We start from the raw sequence: 13,730 nt of genomic DNA on the forward strand, positions 1-13,730 counted from the left end.
GCGGCAGGGCACTGGACCCCGGCTCAGGGGTCGTCCTGGCGCGCCCGGTACAGCACCGCCATGCGCCCCATGGTCTGTACCAGTTCGGCACCGCTGGCGGTGCACAGATGATCCGCCAGGGCGGCCCGTTCGTAACGATCAGACGAGGGCAACTTGACCTTGACCAACTGGTGGGCCTGGAGGGCCGCTTCCAACTCGGCCAGGACACCCGGCCCGGCACCACCGGCCCCCACGGTGACCACGGGGCGCATGCCATGGGCCCGGCCACGCAGGTCGTTTTTCTCTTTTCCTGACAGCATGCAACAGTCCCATAGCAGTAAGCGGTGGCTCAAGGAACACCAGGATGACATCTATGTCAAACGGGCAAGGAGCGCAGGTTACCGTTCGCGGTCGGTCTACAAGCTGCTGGAGATAGACGATCGGGACCGTTTGCTGGCGGCGGCGAAGGTGGTGGTGGACCTGGGGGCCGCACCGGGCGGGTGGTCGCAGGTGGCCTTGGAGCGTATCGGCGGTAAAGGACGGGTGGTGGCGACCGACATTCTTCCAATGGAACCTCTGGCGAGTGTCGAGTTCATACAAGGAGATTTCTGTGACGATGCCGTGCTGGCACGGATCGTCGCTACCGTGGGGGAATGCGGTGCGGATCTTGTAATGTCCGACATGGCGCCCAATATGAGTGGAGTAAGGAATGTGGATCAGCCCCGGGCCATGTACCTTTCGGAACTCGCCCTGGACCTGGCGCGGCGATTGCTAGGCGAGGGGGGTGATTTCCTGGCGAAGGTATTCCAGGGTGAAGGATTCGATGAGTATATCAGGGACATGCGCCGGGACTTCGACAAGGTCCTGACGCGGAAACCCAAGGCGTCCCGCCCGCGCTCGCGAGAGGTTTATGTGCTCGGACGGGGCTATGGTGTATAGTTTGGACAATAATCTTAGCCGCTGTAGAGGTCTAACACGTTGAATGACATGGCTAAAAACCTGATTCTCTGGGTGGTCATCGCGCTGGTGCTGATGTCCGTATTCAATAATTTCGGTCCCCGGCGCGTGGCCGCGGAGACCCTTCCGTACTCCGATTTCATCGCCCAGGTGAAATCAGGTCAGGTACAGAAGGTGTACATGGAGGGCCGTAACATAACGGGCGTTACCCACAGCAATGAGCGCTTTTCCACCTACAGCCCGGAGACCGACAACCGGGCGCTGGTGGGGGATCTGCTCGAGAGCGGCGTGACCATCGAGGCCAAGCCGCCGGAGCAGCAGTCCGTATTGATGCAGATCTTCATCTCCTGGTTCCCCATGCTGTTGCTCATCGGTGTATGGATATTCTTCATGCGCCAGATGCAGGGCGGCGGTGGCGGTCGGGGCGCCCTGTCCTTCGGCAAGAGCAAGGCGCGTCTGCTGGGAGAGGATCAGATCAAGATCACCTTCAACGATGTGGCGGGTGTCGATGAGGCCAAGGAAGAGGTGGTGGAACTCGTGGAGTTCCTCAAGGATCCGGGTAAGTTCCAGAAACTTGGCGGCAAGATTCCCAAAGGTGTGCTCATGGTGGGCTCGCCCGGTACTGGTAAGACCCTGTTGGCCAAGGCCATCGCCGGGGAGGCCAAGGTGCCCTTCTTCTCCATTTCCGGTTCCGACTTCGTGGAGATGTTCGTGGGTGTCGGCGCTTCCCGCGTGCGGGACATGTTCGAGCAGGCGAAGAAGCAGTCGCCCTGCATCATCTTCATCGACGAGATCGACGCGGTGGGCCGCCATCGCGGCGCCGGCCTCGGCGGTGGGCACGATGAGCGTGAACAGACCCTGAACCAGCTGCTGGTGGAGATGGACGGCTTCGAGGGCACCGAAGGCGTGATCGTCATCGCCGCCACCAACCGCCCCGACGTACTCGACCCGGCCCTGTTGCGCCCGGGCCGTTTCGACCGCCAGGTGGTGGTGCCCCTGCCCGATATCCGTGGCCGTGAGCAGATCCTGAAGGTGCACATGCGCAAGGTGCCCCTGGGCCAGGACGTCCAGGCCACCATCATCGCCCGCGGCACCCCCGGCTTCTCCGGCGCCGACCTGGCCAACCTCGTGAACGAGGCCTCCCTGTTTGCCGCCCGGGCCAACAAGCGCCTGGTGGAAATGGAAGACTTCGAGAAGGCCAAGGACAAGATCATGATGGGCGTGGAACGCAAGGCCATGGTCATGAGTGATGACGAGAAGAAGCTCACGGCCTACCATGAGGCCGGCCACGCCATCGTGGGTCTGTCGGTGCCGTCCCACGATCCGGTCTACAAGGTGAGCATCATCCCGCGCGGGCGGGCCCTGGGTATCACCATGTTCCTGCCCGAGGAGGACCGCTACAGCCTCAGCAAGGAGCGTCTGGAGAGCCAGATCTCCAGCCTCTTCGGTGGCCGTCTCGCCGAGGAGTTGATCTTCGGTGCCGAGCGCGTGACCACGGGGGCCTCCAACGACATCTACCGGGCCACGGAGATCGCCCGCAACATGGTCACCCGATGGGGGTTGTCATCCCGCCTCGGGCCCCTCACCTACAGCGAGGAAGAGGGCGAGGTGTTCCTCGGCCACAGCGTGACCCAGCACAAGACCGTGTCCGAGGAGACGGCCCACGTCATCGATGAGGAGATCCGTTCCGTCATCAATCGCAACTACGAGCGCGCGAAGCAGATCCTCGAGAACGGCATGGACAAGCTTCACGTGATGGCCGGTGCCCTCATCAAGTATGAGACCATCGATACCGGCCAGATCAAGGACATCATGGAAGGCAAGGAGCCCCGGCCGCCCAAGGACTGGTCGGACGACGGCCCCACCGGCAATGATGGGGCCGCCGTTGAGGACGGCAAGAAAGCCGAGGGCAAGCCTTCTGAGGGTACCATCGGTGGGCCGGCCAGCCTGCACTAGTCGCGGCACGTCCGTGAGCCCGCAAGAGCCCCCGTTGTTCGGGGGCTTTTTTGTTGTGCGATTCGCAAACACAGTCGTTGGCCGTGACGGCTGCGGCTCTTTCATGCATAAAGATATTCCGCCGGGAGTCCGCTAAATGTTGAGACCCGGCGTTGCGACGGGATTTGCAAGGGAGAATCGACAGGTGAGCAGTGAGCGCAAGTATTTCGGCACAGATGGTATCCGCGGGGCGGTAGGCACCTACCCCATAACACCGGAGTTCATGCTGCGCCTCGGCTGGGCGGCCGGTCGGGTATTGGCACGGGAAGGCCAGGGCAAGGTGGTGATCGGCAAGGACACCCGCATCTCCGGCTACATGTTCGAGTCGGCCCTGGAGGCGGGGCTTTCGGCCGCCGGCATCGACATCGCCCTGCTCGGTCCCATGCCCACGCCGGCCATCGCCTACCTGACCCAGACTCTCCATGCCCAGGCAGGGATCGTCATCAGCGCTTCCCATAACCCGTACTTCGACAACGGCATCAAGTTCTTCTCCGCCAGCGGCAGGAAACTCCCCGATGCGGTGGAGGAGGCCATAGAGGCGGAACTCGACAAGCCCATGGTCACTGTGTCCTCGAAGGACCTGGGTAAGGCGGAACGGGTCAGGGATGTGGACGGCCGCTATATCGAGTACTGCAAGAGCACCTTTCCCAATGGAGCCAGCCTGCGGGGCTTCCGCATCGTGGTGGATTGTGCCAACGGCGCCACCTACAAGGTGGCCCCCAGCGTCTTCGACGAGCTCGGTGCGGAGGTGATGAGCATCGGCGCGGAACCGGACGGCCTGAACATCAACGAGGATTGCGGGGCGACCCGGCCCGAGACCCTGTGTGCCGAGGTCCTGAAGCAGGGTGCCCATATCGGCATCGCGCTGGACGGCGACGGCGACCGGGTGATCATGGTGGACCACAACGGCGAGGTAGTGGACGGTGACGAGATACTCTTCATCATCGCCCGCAACCTGCACGATTTGGGCGAACTGCGGGGTTCGGTGGTGGGTACCCTGATGTCGAATCTGGGCCTCGAGGTGGCCCTCGGCGAACTGGGGCTGATGATGGAGCGCACCAAGGTGGGTGATCGCTACATCATCGAGCGCCTCGAGGATACGGGTTGGTCCCTGGGCGGTGAGAGTTCGGGTCATATCATCTGTCGCGATCGCACCACTACAGGCGATGGTATCGTTGCCGCCCTCCAGGTATTGGCGGCCATGGGGCGCACGGGCAAGTCACTGGCCGAGTTGAAGTCCGGCATGAGCAAGTTCCCGCAGGCCATGATCAACGTCCGGCTCGAGCAACGGCTGGATGTGGTGCGCCTGCCCGCGGTCGCTTCGGGAGTGCGCCAGGTCGAGGAGGACCTGGGCGCCGAAGGGCGGGTGTTGTTGCGGCTGTCGGGAACGGAGCCGCTGGTGAGGGTGATGGTGGAGGGGCGGCATGCCCCCGTGGTCCAGGCGGCGGCGGAGAGCCTCGCGGGCCTCGTGGAACAGGCCATCGCAGCCGGACCTTAGATCTCTGCGGCCCGCCCATGGACGGTAGCGGCTACGAGGTGCCTTCGTCGACTCCGGAGCGGGTGGTTCCTGGCGACGTGCCCAGGAGGGCGCGCAAGGCCCTTTCGGACTGCTTGCCCAGCATGGCCCGTTCAATCCTGCCCTCGTTCACCACGATGACGGATGGCACCGCGGAGACACCAAAGCGGCAGGTCAGCTCGTCGTGCTCGTCGATGTCGACCATGACGATGTTAGAAAAATCGGTCTCCAGGGCTTCTACGCGCGGCGTCATGGTGCGGCATGGGCCGCAATGGGAACTGTAGAAGTAGAAGAGGACGCGTTGGTCCGGCGGGGCGGTACCGGCCTCCAGCAGATCCAGGTATTCCGGCGCCGGTCGCCCCCGCAGGCGCCGGGTGTTGAGCCAGAAGCCGGCCTGCAGCACGGGAAACATCAGGATGATCCCGAACAACACATAAGGTATCCATTCCAGCATAAAGAATCTTAATAGCCTGTCAGTCAGGCTCCGAGTATAGTCAAGAATTGACCGCCAAGGCCAAATCCACTCTCCTAGGGGACGTATTTTTGCGGGAGATTGATTTTACTGCGGTCAGTCACTATTCTGCGCGGCTGTTTTCACGAATCAGAAACCGGGGGTTTCACCGATGCGCCAGCCATTTGTAGCCGGCAACTGGAAGATGAACGGTTCGCGTGATAGCGCGAAAAGCCTGGTGGAGGGCGTCGTGGCCGGCGTCCAGGGTCTCGGTGCCGAGGTGGCGGTGTGTCCCCCCTGCGTTTATTTGGAGCAGGTGGGCCGGCTCGTGGACGGCTCCGCAGTCAAACTGGGCGCCCAGAACATGGCCAAGGAGGAACCGGGGGCCTTTACCGGCGAGGTGGCCGGTGCCATGCTGCGGGACATGGGTTGTCACTACGTGATCCTCGGTCATTCGGAGCGCCGCAGCCTGTACGGCGAGGACGATGCCGTGGTGGCCGCCAAGACCGGCCGCGCGCTCGCCGACGGGCTCTCTCCCATCGTCTGCGTGGGGGAGTTGCTGGATGAGCGCCAGACGGGTACCACCGAAGTGGTGATAGGCCGGCAGTTGGACGCCGTACTCGACGCGGTGGGGGCGGCAGGCATCGCTCGCGGCGTCATCGCCTACGAGCCGGTGTGGGCCATCGGCACGGGCATGACCGCGACCCCGGAGCAGGCCCAGGAGGTCCATGCCTTCATTCGCGCTCGCGTGGCGAAGCATGATACGGGAGTGGCCGCCGGCCTGCGCATTCTCTACGGCGGCAGCGTCAAGGGCGATAATGCCGAGGGTCTGTTCGGCCAACCCGATATCGACGGCGGTTTGATTGGGGGTGCCTCCCTCAAGGTCGATGACTTCGTGGCCATCTGTCGGGCGGCGGACTGACGGCATGGATGTTTCGCTGACAATTTCGATCCTCACCGGCCTGCATGTGTTGCTGGCGGTGGGGTTGATCACGCTGATCCTCCTCCAGCAGGGCCAGGGAGCGGGGATGGGGGCCGCCTTCGGCAGTGGCGCCTCCGGTACGGTCTTCGGCTCCCAAGGGTCGGGTTCGTTCCTGACCAAGACCACGGCGGTGCTGGCCACCGTGTTTTTCCTCAACAGCATCGGGCTGGCCATGCTCGCCAGCGGCAGCGGTGGCGAGCGAGATTCCAGCGTTCTCGAGCGGGTGCTGGGACCGGAGGACGAGATACCCTCCGCGCCGCCGGATCGTGCGGCGCCTCCTGCGAGTGACGTCCCTGATGTCCCCGCCTCGGCTGCGGGGAACGGCGACGATGCCGGGGAAGGCTTCACCGACGATGTGCCTGCGGTGCCGGGTTCCGGCGACGGGAGAAACGAGTAACCCCCCGGGCCGTTCCTACGGGCAGGGGACAAGCCGATGTGGTGGAATTGGTAGACACGCTGTCTTGAGGGGGCAGTGGCGCAAGCCGTGCCGGTTCGACTCCGGCCATCGGCACCAACAACAGACGAGGATCGGTAGCCGCCGGTCCTCGGGTACTGGCGAGGGTTTGGGGGCCGGGCGCCGGCGATGGCCGCGAATGCCCACGAACCCGATGGGTGGAATTCAACAGAAGGATGTGAGCGCATAGGACATCATGGTTGAACAGTATCTACCAATCCTTGTTTTTATCGTCATTGGCGTATTGTTCGGCGTCGTGCCCCTGGCAATAGGGTTCGTGCTGGGACCGCGCCACCCCGACGAGGCCAAGACCTCCCCTTATGAGTGCGGCTTCGAGGCCTTCGAAGACGCCCGCATGAAGTTCGACGTGCGCTATTACTTGGTGGCCATCTTGTTCATCATTTTCGATCTCGAGATCGCCTTCCTGTTTCCGTGGGCGGTAGTGCTGGACGAGATCGGCATGGCGGGCTTCCTGGCCATGATGGTATTCCTCGGGATCCTCGTGGTGGGCTTCATCTACGAATGGAAGAAGGGGGCCCTGGAGTGGGAATAGAGGGGGTGCTCAAGGAAGGGGTGGTCACCACCTCGGCCGACAAGCTCATCAACTGGGCGCGGACCGGGTCGCTGTGGCCCATGACCTTCGGCCTGGCGTGTTGTGCGGTGGAGATGATGCACGCGGGGGCAGCCCGTTATGACCTCGACCGCTTCGGAGTCGTGTTCCGGCCCAGCCCCCGCCAGTCCGATGTGATGATCGTGGCGGGTACCCTGGTCAACAAGATGGCGCCCGCCTTGCGCAAGGTCTATGACCAGATGGCGGAGCCGCGTTGGGTGATTTCCATGGGCTCGTGTGCCAACGGGGGTGGTTACTATCACTACTCCTATTCCGTGGTCCGCGGCTGCGACCGCATCGTGCCGGTGGACATCTATGTGCCGGGCTGTCCGCCTACCGCGGAGGCCCTGCTGTACGGGATCCTGCAACTGCAGAAGAAGATCCAACGCACCAGTACGATCGCCCGCTAGTATCTCGAGGCATGTGTGTAACCAACGGATTCAGGAGTAGTACGTGGTGTCTGCGTGTCTGCGCGAGGGTTGCCGCGGCGCGCCGCCCACGAGCGACCAACAACGATGAATGGCACAGGACTTCAAACGAATGAGTGACAGCCGTCCCCAATTCGCCATCCGCCTGGAGGAGCGCTTCGCCGAGTTCTCTCCCCGGGTGGAGATCGGGGCGGCCGGCCAGTTCACCTTGACGGTCGGACAGGAACACTGGTTCGAGGTGGGCCAGGTGCTGCGGGACGAGCCGGACTTCGCCTGCGAGCAGCTCATGGACCTGTGCGGCGTGGATTACCTCACCTACGGCAAGGGTGAATGGGAGACCAGTGAGACCGCGACCGAGGCGGGTTTCTCCCGGGGTTTCGAAAGTGTAAGTTGGGAGGCATCCGGTATCGATCCGGGTCGCTTCGCCGTGGTGGTCCAGCTGCTGTCCCTGCGGCACAACCGTCGTCTGCGATTGAAGACGCTGCTGGACACGGATCCGCCGCGGGTCCAGTCGCTGGTGGAGATCTGGAACTCTGCGGACTGGTTCGAAAGGGAGGCCTTCGACCTCTACGGCATCCTCTTCGAGGGCCATCCGGATCTGCGGCGCATCCTCACGGACTACGGTTTCATCGGCCACCCCATGCGCAAGGACTTTCCCACCTCGGGCCACGTGGAGATGCGTTACGACGCCGTCAAGCAACGGGTCGTCTATCAGCCCATTACCATTGAGCCGCGGGTATTGGTGCCGCGGGTGATCCGCGAGAGCCGCCGTGCCTCGACGGCCGCCGGCGGCGGGAGCGAGGAGGCGCAGGATGCCTGAGATCAAGAACCTGACCCTGAACTTCGGCCCCCAGCATCCGGCGGCCCACGGGGTGCTGCGGCTGGTGCTGGAGATGGATGGCGAGGTCATCGAACGCGCCGATCCCCATATCGGGCTGCTGCACCGCGGCACCGAGAAGCTGGCGGAGAGCAAGCCCTACAACCAGAGCATCGGCTACATGGATCGTCTGGACTACGTGTCCATGATGTGCAACGAGCACGGCTATGTGATGGCCATAGAGAAGCTGCTGGGCATCGAACCGCCGCTGCGGGCCCAGTACATCCGCGTCATGTTCGACGAAGTGACACGGATCCTGAACCACCTCATGTGGCTGGGGGCCCACGCCCTCGACATCGGCGCCATGACGGTATTCCTCTACGCCTTCCGGGAACGCGAGGACCTCATCGACTGCTACGAGGCGGTGAGCGGCTCGCGCATGCACGCCACCTATTACCGCCCTGGTGGCGTGTATCGGGATCTGCCCGATGCCATGCCCCGGTATCAGGCCTCGAAGTGGCACAGCGACGCCGAAGTGGCGGCCATGAACGAGACCCGGCAGGGCACCCTGCTGGATTTCCTCGAGGACTTCACCGAGCGTTTCCCGGCCTGCGTGGACGAGTACGAGACCCTGCTCACGGACAACCGCATCTGGAAGCAGCGCACCGTGGGGATCGGCGTGGTATCGCCGGAGCGGGCCATGCAGCTCGGCTTCTCGGGGCCCATGCTGCGGGGTTCCGGCATCGAGTGGGACCTGCGTAAGAAGCAGCCCTACGAGGTCTACGATCGGGTGCGCTTCGATATTCCCGTGGGGGTCAACGGCGACTGCTACGACCGCTATCTGGTGCGCATGGAGGAGATGCGCCAGTCCAACCACATCATCCGCCAGTGCATCGCATGGCTGCGGGCCAACCCCGGCCCGGTGATCATCGATGACCACAAGATCATCCCGCCCTCGCGAGAGGAGATGAAGGAGGACATGGAGTCCCTGATCCATCACTTCAAGCTGTTCACCGAGGGCTACTGCGTGCCCGAGGGCGAGGTCTATGCCGCCCTGGAACACCCCAAGGGCGAGTTCGGCGTGTATATGATCTCCGACGGGGCCAACAAACCCTATCGGGTGAAGGTGAGAGCCCCGGGCTTCGCTCATCTGTCCGCCATGAACGAGATGGTCCAGGGCCACATGCTGGCCGACGTGGTGGCGGTCATCGGCACCCAGGACATCGTATTCGGGGAGATCGACCGCTGATGACGGCTACCACGGACACCATCCTGTCGGCCCACGCCCGGGAGGAGGTCGACCGCTGGCTCGCCCGCTATCCGGACGATCAGAAGCAGTCCGCGGTGCTGGCGGCCCTGCGGGAGGTGCAGCACGAGAACGGTGGCTATCTCACCACACCCCTGATGGATGCGGTGGCGGCCTACCTGGAGATGCCCACCATCGCCGTCTACGAGGTGGCGAGCTTCTACTCCATGTTCGAACTGGAACCCGTGGGCCGCCATAGCGTATCCGTATGCACCAACGTGTCCTGCATGCTGCGGGGGAGCGACGACATCCTTGCCCATATCGTAAACAAGCTCGGTATCGAGGTGGGCCAGAGCACCCCCGACGGGCGCATCTACCTCAAGCGTGAAGAGGAGTGCCTGGCGGCCTGTTGCGGTGCCCCCATGATGCAAGTGGATCACGTCTACTACGAGGACCTCACTCCCGCGCGGGTGGATGAGATCCTGGACGGACTGGAGTAGCGCGCATGGCCAACCAAGTCTGTTTCACCACCCTCGACTTCGATGAGCCCTGGAGCCTGGAGAACTACCGCAGGATCGGCGGCTACGAGGCCTGGGAACGCATCCTGCGGGACAAGGTGACGCCCCTGGATGTGATCGAGGAGGTCAAGAAATCCGGTCTGCGGGGACGCGGTGGCGCGGGCTTTCCCACCGGCCTCAAGTGGAGCTTCATGCCCAAGGGCAAGGTGGCCCAGAGCTACATCGTGTGCAATTCCGACGAGTCCGAGCCCGGCACCTGCAAGGACCGAGATATCCTGCGCTTCAACCCCCATGCCCTGGTGGAGGGCATGGCCATCGCCGGCTTCGCCATGGGCGCCACCGTGGGCTACAACTACATGCGTGGCGAGTTCCTGGACGAGCCCTACCTGCGCTTCAAGCAGGCCCTCGACGAAGCCTACGCGGCGGGCTATCTGGGGCGTGATATCCTCGGCAGCGGCGTGGATTTCGACCTCTACGACACCCTGGGTGCGGGAGCCTACATCTGTGGTGAGGAGACGGCGCTGCTGGAATCCCTGGAGGGCAAGAAGGGTCAGCCCCGTTTCAAGCCGCCTTTCCCCGCCAACTATGGGCTCTACGGTCGCCCCACCACCATCAACAACACCGAGTCCCTGGGCTCGGTGCCGGTGATCATGCGCAAGGGCGGCGAGTGGTTCAAAGGCCTTGGCTGTGAGAATGGCGGCGGCGAGAAGCTGTTCTCCGTTTCCGGCCACGTGGAGCGCCCCGGCAACTACGAGGTGTCCCTGGGGCTGCCCTTCCGCGAGCTGCTGGAACTGGCGGGCGGGATGTGGAAGGGCCGGGCCATCAAGGCGGTGATCCCCGGCGGCTCCTCGGTGCCCGTGGTGCCCGGCGAGGTGATGATGGAGGTCAACATGGATTACGACTCCATCGCCAAGGCGGGTTCCATGCTCGGCTCCGGTGCCGTGATGGTGATGGACGAGACCACCGACATGGTCCAGGTGCTGCGCCGCATCTCCCGCTTCTATTTCTCCGAGTCCTGCGGCCAGTGCACGCCCTGTCGCGAGGGCACCGGCTGGCTGTACCGCATGCTGACCCGCATCGTACAAGGCAAGGGCAGGCCCGAGGATCTCGAACTGCTGGACAACGTGGCCTACAACATAATGGGCCGCACCATCTGCGCCCTCGGGGACGCCGCCGCCATGCCCGTGCGCAGCTTCCTGGAACATTTCCGCCCCGAGTTCGAACACTACATCGACCATGGCCGCAGCCTGGTCAAGGACGCCGCTTGATGTCATTGGTCATTGGTCATTTGTCATTGGTCGTTAGGGGCACTACGTCGGGGGCGCCCCGAGCTGGTAGCGCGCTTTCACCATTCACCATTCACCATTCACCATTCACTCGCCTCTAAGCATGTCCGAAGACCTCGTCACCATCCATATCGACGGCCGGGAGCTCAAGGCCCGCCGCGGCACCATGCTCATCGAGGTGGCGGACGAGGCGGGCATTCACATCCCCCGTTTCTGCTACCACAAGAAGCTGTCGGTGGCGGCCAACTGCCGCATGTGCCTGGTGGAGGTGGAGAAGGCCCCCAAGCCCCTGCCCGCCTGCGCCACGCCCGTGAACGATGGCATGACGGTGCATACCCGTTCCGAGGAGGCCCTGCGCTCCCAGCGCTCGGTGATGGAATTCCTGCTCATCAATCATCCCCTCGATTGCCCCATATGCGACCAGGGCGGCGAGTGCGAGTTGCAGGACGTGGCCATGGGTTACGGCGGCGACGTGTCGCGCTTCTCCGAGCGCAAGCGCGTGGTGCCGGACAAGGACCTCGGGCCCCTCATCGCCACCGACATGACCCGCTGCATCCATTGCACCCGCTGCGTACGCTTCGGTGAGGAGATCGCGGGGATCCGCGAACTCGGCGTCACCGGCCGCGGCGAGGATCTGCGCATCGGCACCTTCATCGAGCGCAGCATGGACTCGGAGATGTCGGGCAACGTCATCGACCTCTGCCCCGTGGGTGCCCTCACCAACAAGCCCTTCCGCTTCAAGGCCCGGGCCTGGGAGCTGATGCAGCGCGCTGGCGTCGCGCCCCACGACTGCGCCGGCTCCAACCTGTTCCTCCACACCCGCGGCGGCCGCGTCATGCGCGTGGTGCCGAGGGAGAACGAGGCGGTCAACGAGACCTGGCTGTCGGACCGCGACCGTTACAGCTACCAGGGAATATATGCCGGGGACCGGCTCGAGCGGCCCGCCGTGAAGGTCAAGGGCAAATGGCAGGACGCCGACTGGGACGTGGCCCTGGAGACGGCCGCCGCGGGTCTGCGGGCCGTGGTGGAGGCCCACGGACCCGCGGAGCTGGGAGCCCTGCTGTCCCCCGCCGCCACCCTGGAAGAGCATTACCTCACCCAGCGTCTCATGCGCGGCCTGGGCTCGGGCAACATCGATCATCGTCTGCGCCAGGTGGACTTCGGTGACGCCGACAACGACCCGCTGTTCCCGGGGCTCAACCTCAGCTTCGCGGAACTCGAGGGGCGGGATGCCTTCCTGGTGGTGGGTTCCCATCTGCGCAAGGAGGTGCCCATCCTCAATCACCGCCTGCGCAAGGCGGTGCAGGGGGGCGCGCGGGCCATGTTCCTGAACCCCGCGCGCTACGATTTCAACTATGACACCGTCGTCAACCTCGGCATCAATACCGCCGATTGGAGCGCCAACCTGGCGGGCGTGGCCCGGGCCCTGGACAAGGACCTGCCCGCAGGTCCCCTCGGCGAGCTCATCGCCGCGGCCGAGGTGACCGATGATCATCGCGCCATGGCCGAGGGGCTGGAGACGGCGGAGCGGCCGCTGATCCTGCTCGGCGCCATGGCCCTGGCCCATCCCCAATTCACCACCCTGCGTGCCCTGGCGGGTTTCATCGCCCGGGCCACGGGTGGTGTGCGCGGTTACCTGCCCCCGGCCAACGGCGTGGGGGCCCATCTGGCGGGGGCCCTGCCCCTGCGCGACGCCGGCGGCGCGGCGGCCACCGTGGCCGGTCTCGACGCGGCGGCCATGCTGGAGCGGGGGCTCAAGGGCTTCGTCACCGTCGCCGTGGAGCCGGCGGCCGACTGCTGGGACGGCCGTCTCGCGGCGCGGCGGCTGCAGGAGGCGGAGTTTACCGTGTGCCTCAGCGCCTACCGTACCCCCGAGCTGGAGGCCCTGGCCGACGTGCTGCTGCCCATCGGCGTGTTCGCCGAGACCGCCGGCACCCACGTCAACGCCGTCGGCCTGTGGCAGCGCTTCGAGGGCGCGGCGCGCCCCGTGGGGGAGGCCCGTCCGGCCTGGAAAGTGCTGCGGGTGTTGGCCAACCGGCTCGAGTTGCCGGGCTTCGATTACACTGAGTGCGGCCAGATCCATGACGAGGTGCGCAAGCGGGTGGACGACCAACCGGTCCGCGCCGGGGATGCCCTGGGCGAACCGGGTGGCGGGGAAGACGGGGCGCTGACGCTGGGTCGGATCCCGGAACCTGCCATCTACGGCACGGACGCGGTGGTGCGTCGCGCCGGGGCGTTGCAGGATACCCTGGATGGGCGCTCGGCCCGGGAGTCCGTGTACCTGCACCCGGCGGACGCCGAGCGTCTGGGGCTGAGTGAAGGAGACCCCGCGCGCCTGACGATGGACGGTGGTGCGGGCGCCGTGACCCTCACCGCGCGGCTCGATCCGCGGCTCGCCGCGGGCGGGGTGCTGGTCTACATGGGTTCCACGGCCGCCGGCCTCGCCGGCCCGGCCTTCGGAGAGGTGAGCCTGGACAGGGGCTGATAGGCG

General features: G+C 64.7%; 14 protein-coding genes and 1 tRNA gene. 13 read left to right on the plus strand and 2 right to left on the minus strand.

Features of this window, described 5'->3' with window-relative positions; genetic code table 11:
• Positions 1-23: 23 nt before the first annotated feature.
• On the minus strand, positions 24-299 hold the full coding sequence (locus tag U5S82_19340; protein ID MDZ7753737.1) for a YhbY family RNA-binding protein: 276 nt from the start codon (positions 297-299) through the stop codon (positions 24-26).
• Here U5S82_19340 and rlmE point away from each other — a divergent pair.
• From rlmE to glmM, 3 genes are all read left to right on the plus strand, one after another.
• Positions 298-918: a 23S rRNA (uridine(2552)-2'-O)-methyltransferase RlmE gene (gene rlmE / locus U5S82_19345; GenBank protein MDZ7753738.1), complete on the plus strand. Its 621-nt coding sequence runs from the start codon at positions 298-300 to the stop codon at positions 916-918. The genes U5S82_19340 and rlmE overlap by 2 nt on opposite strands.
• A gap of 48 nt (positions 919-966) precedes the next feature.
• A complete protein-coding gene (gene ftsH / locus U5S82_19350; GenBank protein ID MDZ7753739.1) occupies positions 967-2,892 on the plus strand; it encodes an ATP-dependent zinc metalloprotease FtsH in 1,926 nt (641 codons plus the stop codon).
• Between the two features lie 184 nt (positions 2,893-3,076).
• Positions 3,077-4,429 (plus strand): phosphoglucosamine mutase, encoded by a 1,353-nt coding sequence (gene glmM, locus U5S82_19355; GenBank protein ID MDZ7753740.1) that lies wholly within the window; start codon positions 3,077-3,079, stop codon positions 4,427-4,429.
• 31 nt (positions 4,430-4,460) lie between these two features.
• Here the strand turns inward: glmM and U5S82_19360 are convergent, their stop codons facing one another.
• Positions 4,461-4,880 (minus strand): thioredoxin family protein, encoded by a 420-nt coding sequence (locus tag U5S82_19360; GenBank protein MDZ7753741.1) that lies wholly within the window; start codon positions 4,878-4,880, stop codon positions 4,461-4,463.
• A gap of 190 nt (positions 4,881-5,070) precedes the next feature.
• On the opposite strand from U5S82_19360, the gene tpiA reads away from it, so the two are divergent.
• From tpiA to nuoG, 10 genes are all read left to right on the plus strand, one after another.
• On the plus strand, positions 5,071-5,820 hold the full coding sequence (gene tpiA / locus U5S82_19365) for a triose-phosphate isomerase (GenBank protein MDZ7753742.1): 750 nt from the start codon (positions 5,071-5,073) through the stop codon (positions 5,818-5,820).
• Between the two features lie 4 nt (positions 5,821-5,824).
• Positions 5,825-6,277 (plus strand): preprotein translocase subunit SecG, encoded by a 453-nt coding sequence (secG, locus tag U5S82_19370; protein MDZ7753743.1) that lies wholly within the window; start codon positions 5,825-5,827, stop codon positions 6,275-6,277.
• Positions 6,278-6,309: 32 nt separating this feature from the next.
• Positions 6,310-6,394 (plus strand) — tRNA-Leu (locus U5S82_19375).
• A 136-nt stretch (positions 6,395-6,530) separates the two neighbouring features.
• Complete coding sequence (locus U5S82_19380; protein MDZ7753744.1) at positions 6,531-6,887, plus strand: NADH-quinone oxidoreductase subunit A; 357 nt, start codon at positions 6,531-6,533, stop codon at positions 6,885-6,887.
• Positions 6,878-7,354: an NADH-quinone oxidoreductase subunit B family protein gene (locus tag U5S82_19385; GenBank protein ID MDZ7753745.1), complete on the plus strand. Its 477-nt coding sequence runs from the start codon at positions 6,878-6,880 to the stop codon at positions 7,352-7,354. The genes U5S82_19380 and U5S82_19385 overlap by 10 nt, the downstream gene beginning before the upstream one ends.
• A gap of 130 nt (positions 7,355-7,484) precedes the next feature.
• A complete protein-coding gene (locus tag U5S82_19390) occupies positions 7,485-8,192 on the plus strand; it encodes an NADH-quinone oxidoreductase subunit C (GenBank protein ID MDZ7753746.1) in 708 nt (235 codons plus the stop codon).
• Positions 8,185-9,438 (plus strand): NADH-quinone oxidoreductase subunit D, encoded by a 1,254-nt coding sequence (locus tag U5S82_19395; GenBank protein ID MDZ7753747.1) that lies wholly within the window; start codon positions 8,185-8,187, stop codon positions 9,436-9,438. Before U5S82_19390 ends, U5S82_19395 begins: the two co-directional genes overlap by 8 nt.
• Positions 9,438-9,935 carry an NAD(P)H-dependent oxidoreductase subunit E gene (locus tag U5S82_19400; protein MDZ7753748.1) on the plus strand — a complete coding sequence of 166 codons (498 nt, stop codon included), beginning with the start codon at positions 9,438-9,440 and terminating at the stop codon, positions 9,933-9,935. Before U5S82_19395 ends, U5S82_19400 begins: the two co-directional genes overlap by 1 nt.
• 5 nt (positions 9,936-9,940) lie before the next feature.
• Complete coding sequence (gene nuoF / locus U5S82_19405; protein MDZ7753749.1) at positions 9,941-11,221, plus strand: NADH-quinone oxidoreductase subunit NuoF; 1,281 nt, start codon at positions 9,941-9,943, stop codon at positions 11,219-11,221.
• A 121-nt stretch (positions 11,222-11,342) separates the two neighbouring features.
• Complete coding sequence (gene nuoG / locus U5S82_19410; protein MDZ7753750.1) at positions 11,343-13,724, plus strand: NADH-quinone oxidoreductase subunit NuoG; 2,382 nt, start codon at positions 11,343-11,345, stop codon at positions 13,722-13,724.
• Positions 13,725-13,730: the final 6 nt, after the last annotated feature.

This window comes from Gammaproteobacteria bacterium (assembly GCA_034522055.1).
Taxonomy (GTDB): domain Bacteria; phylum Pseudomonadota; class Gammaproteobacteria; order JAABTG01; family JAABTG01; genus JAABTG01.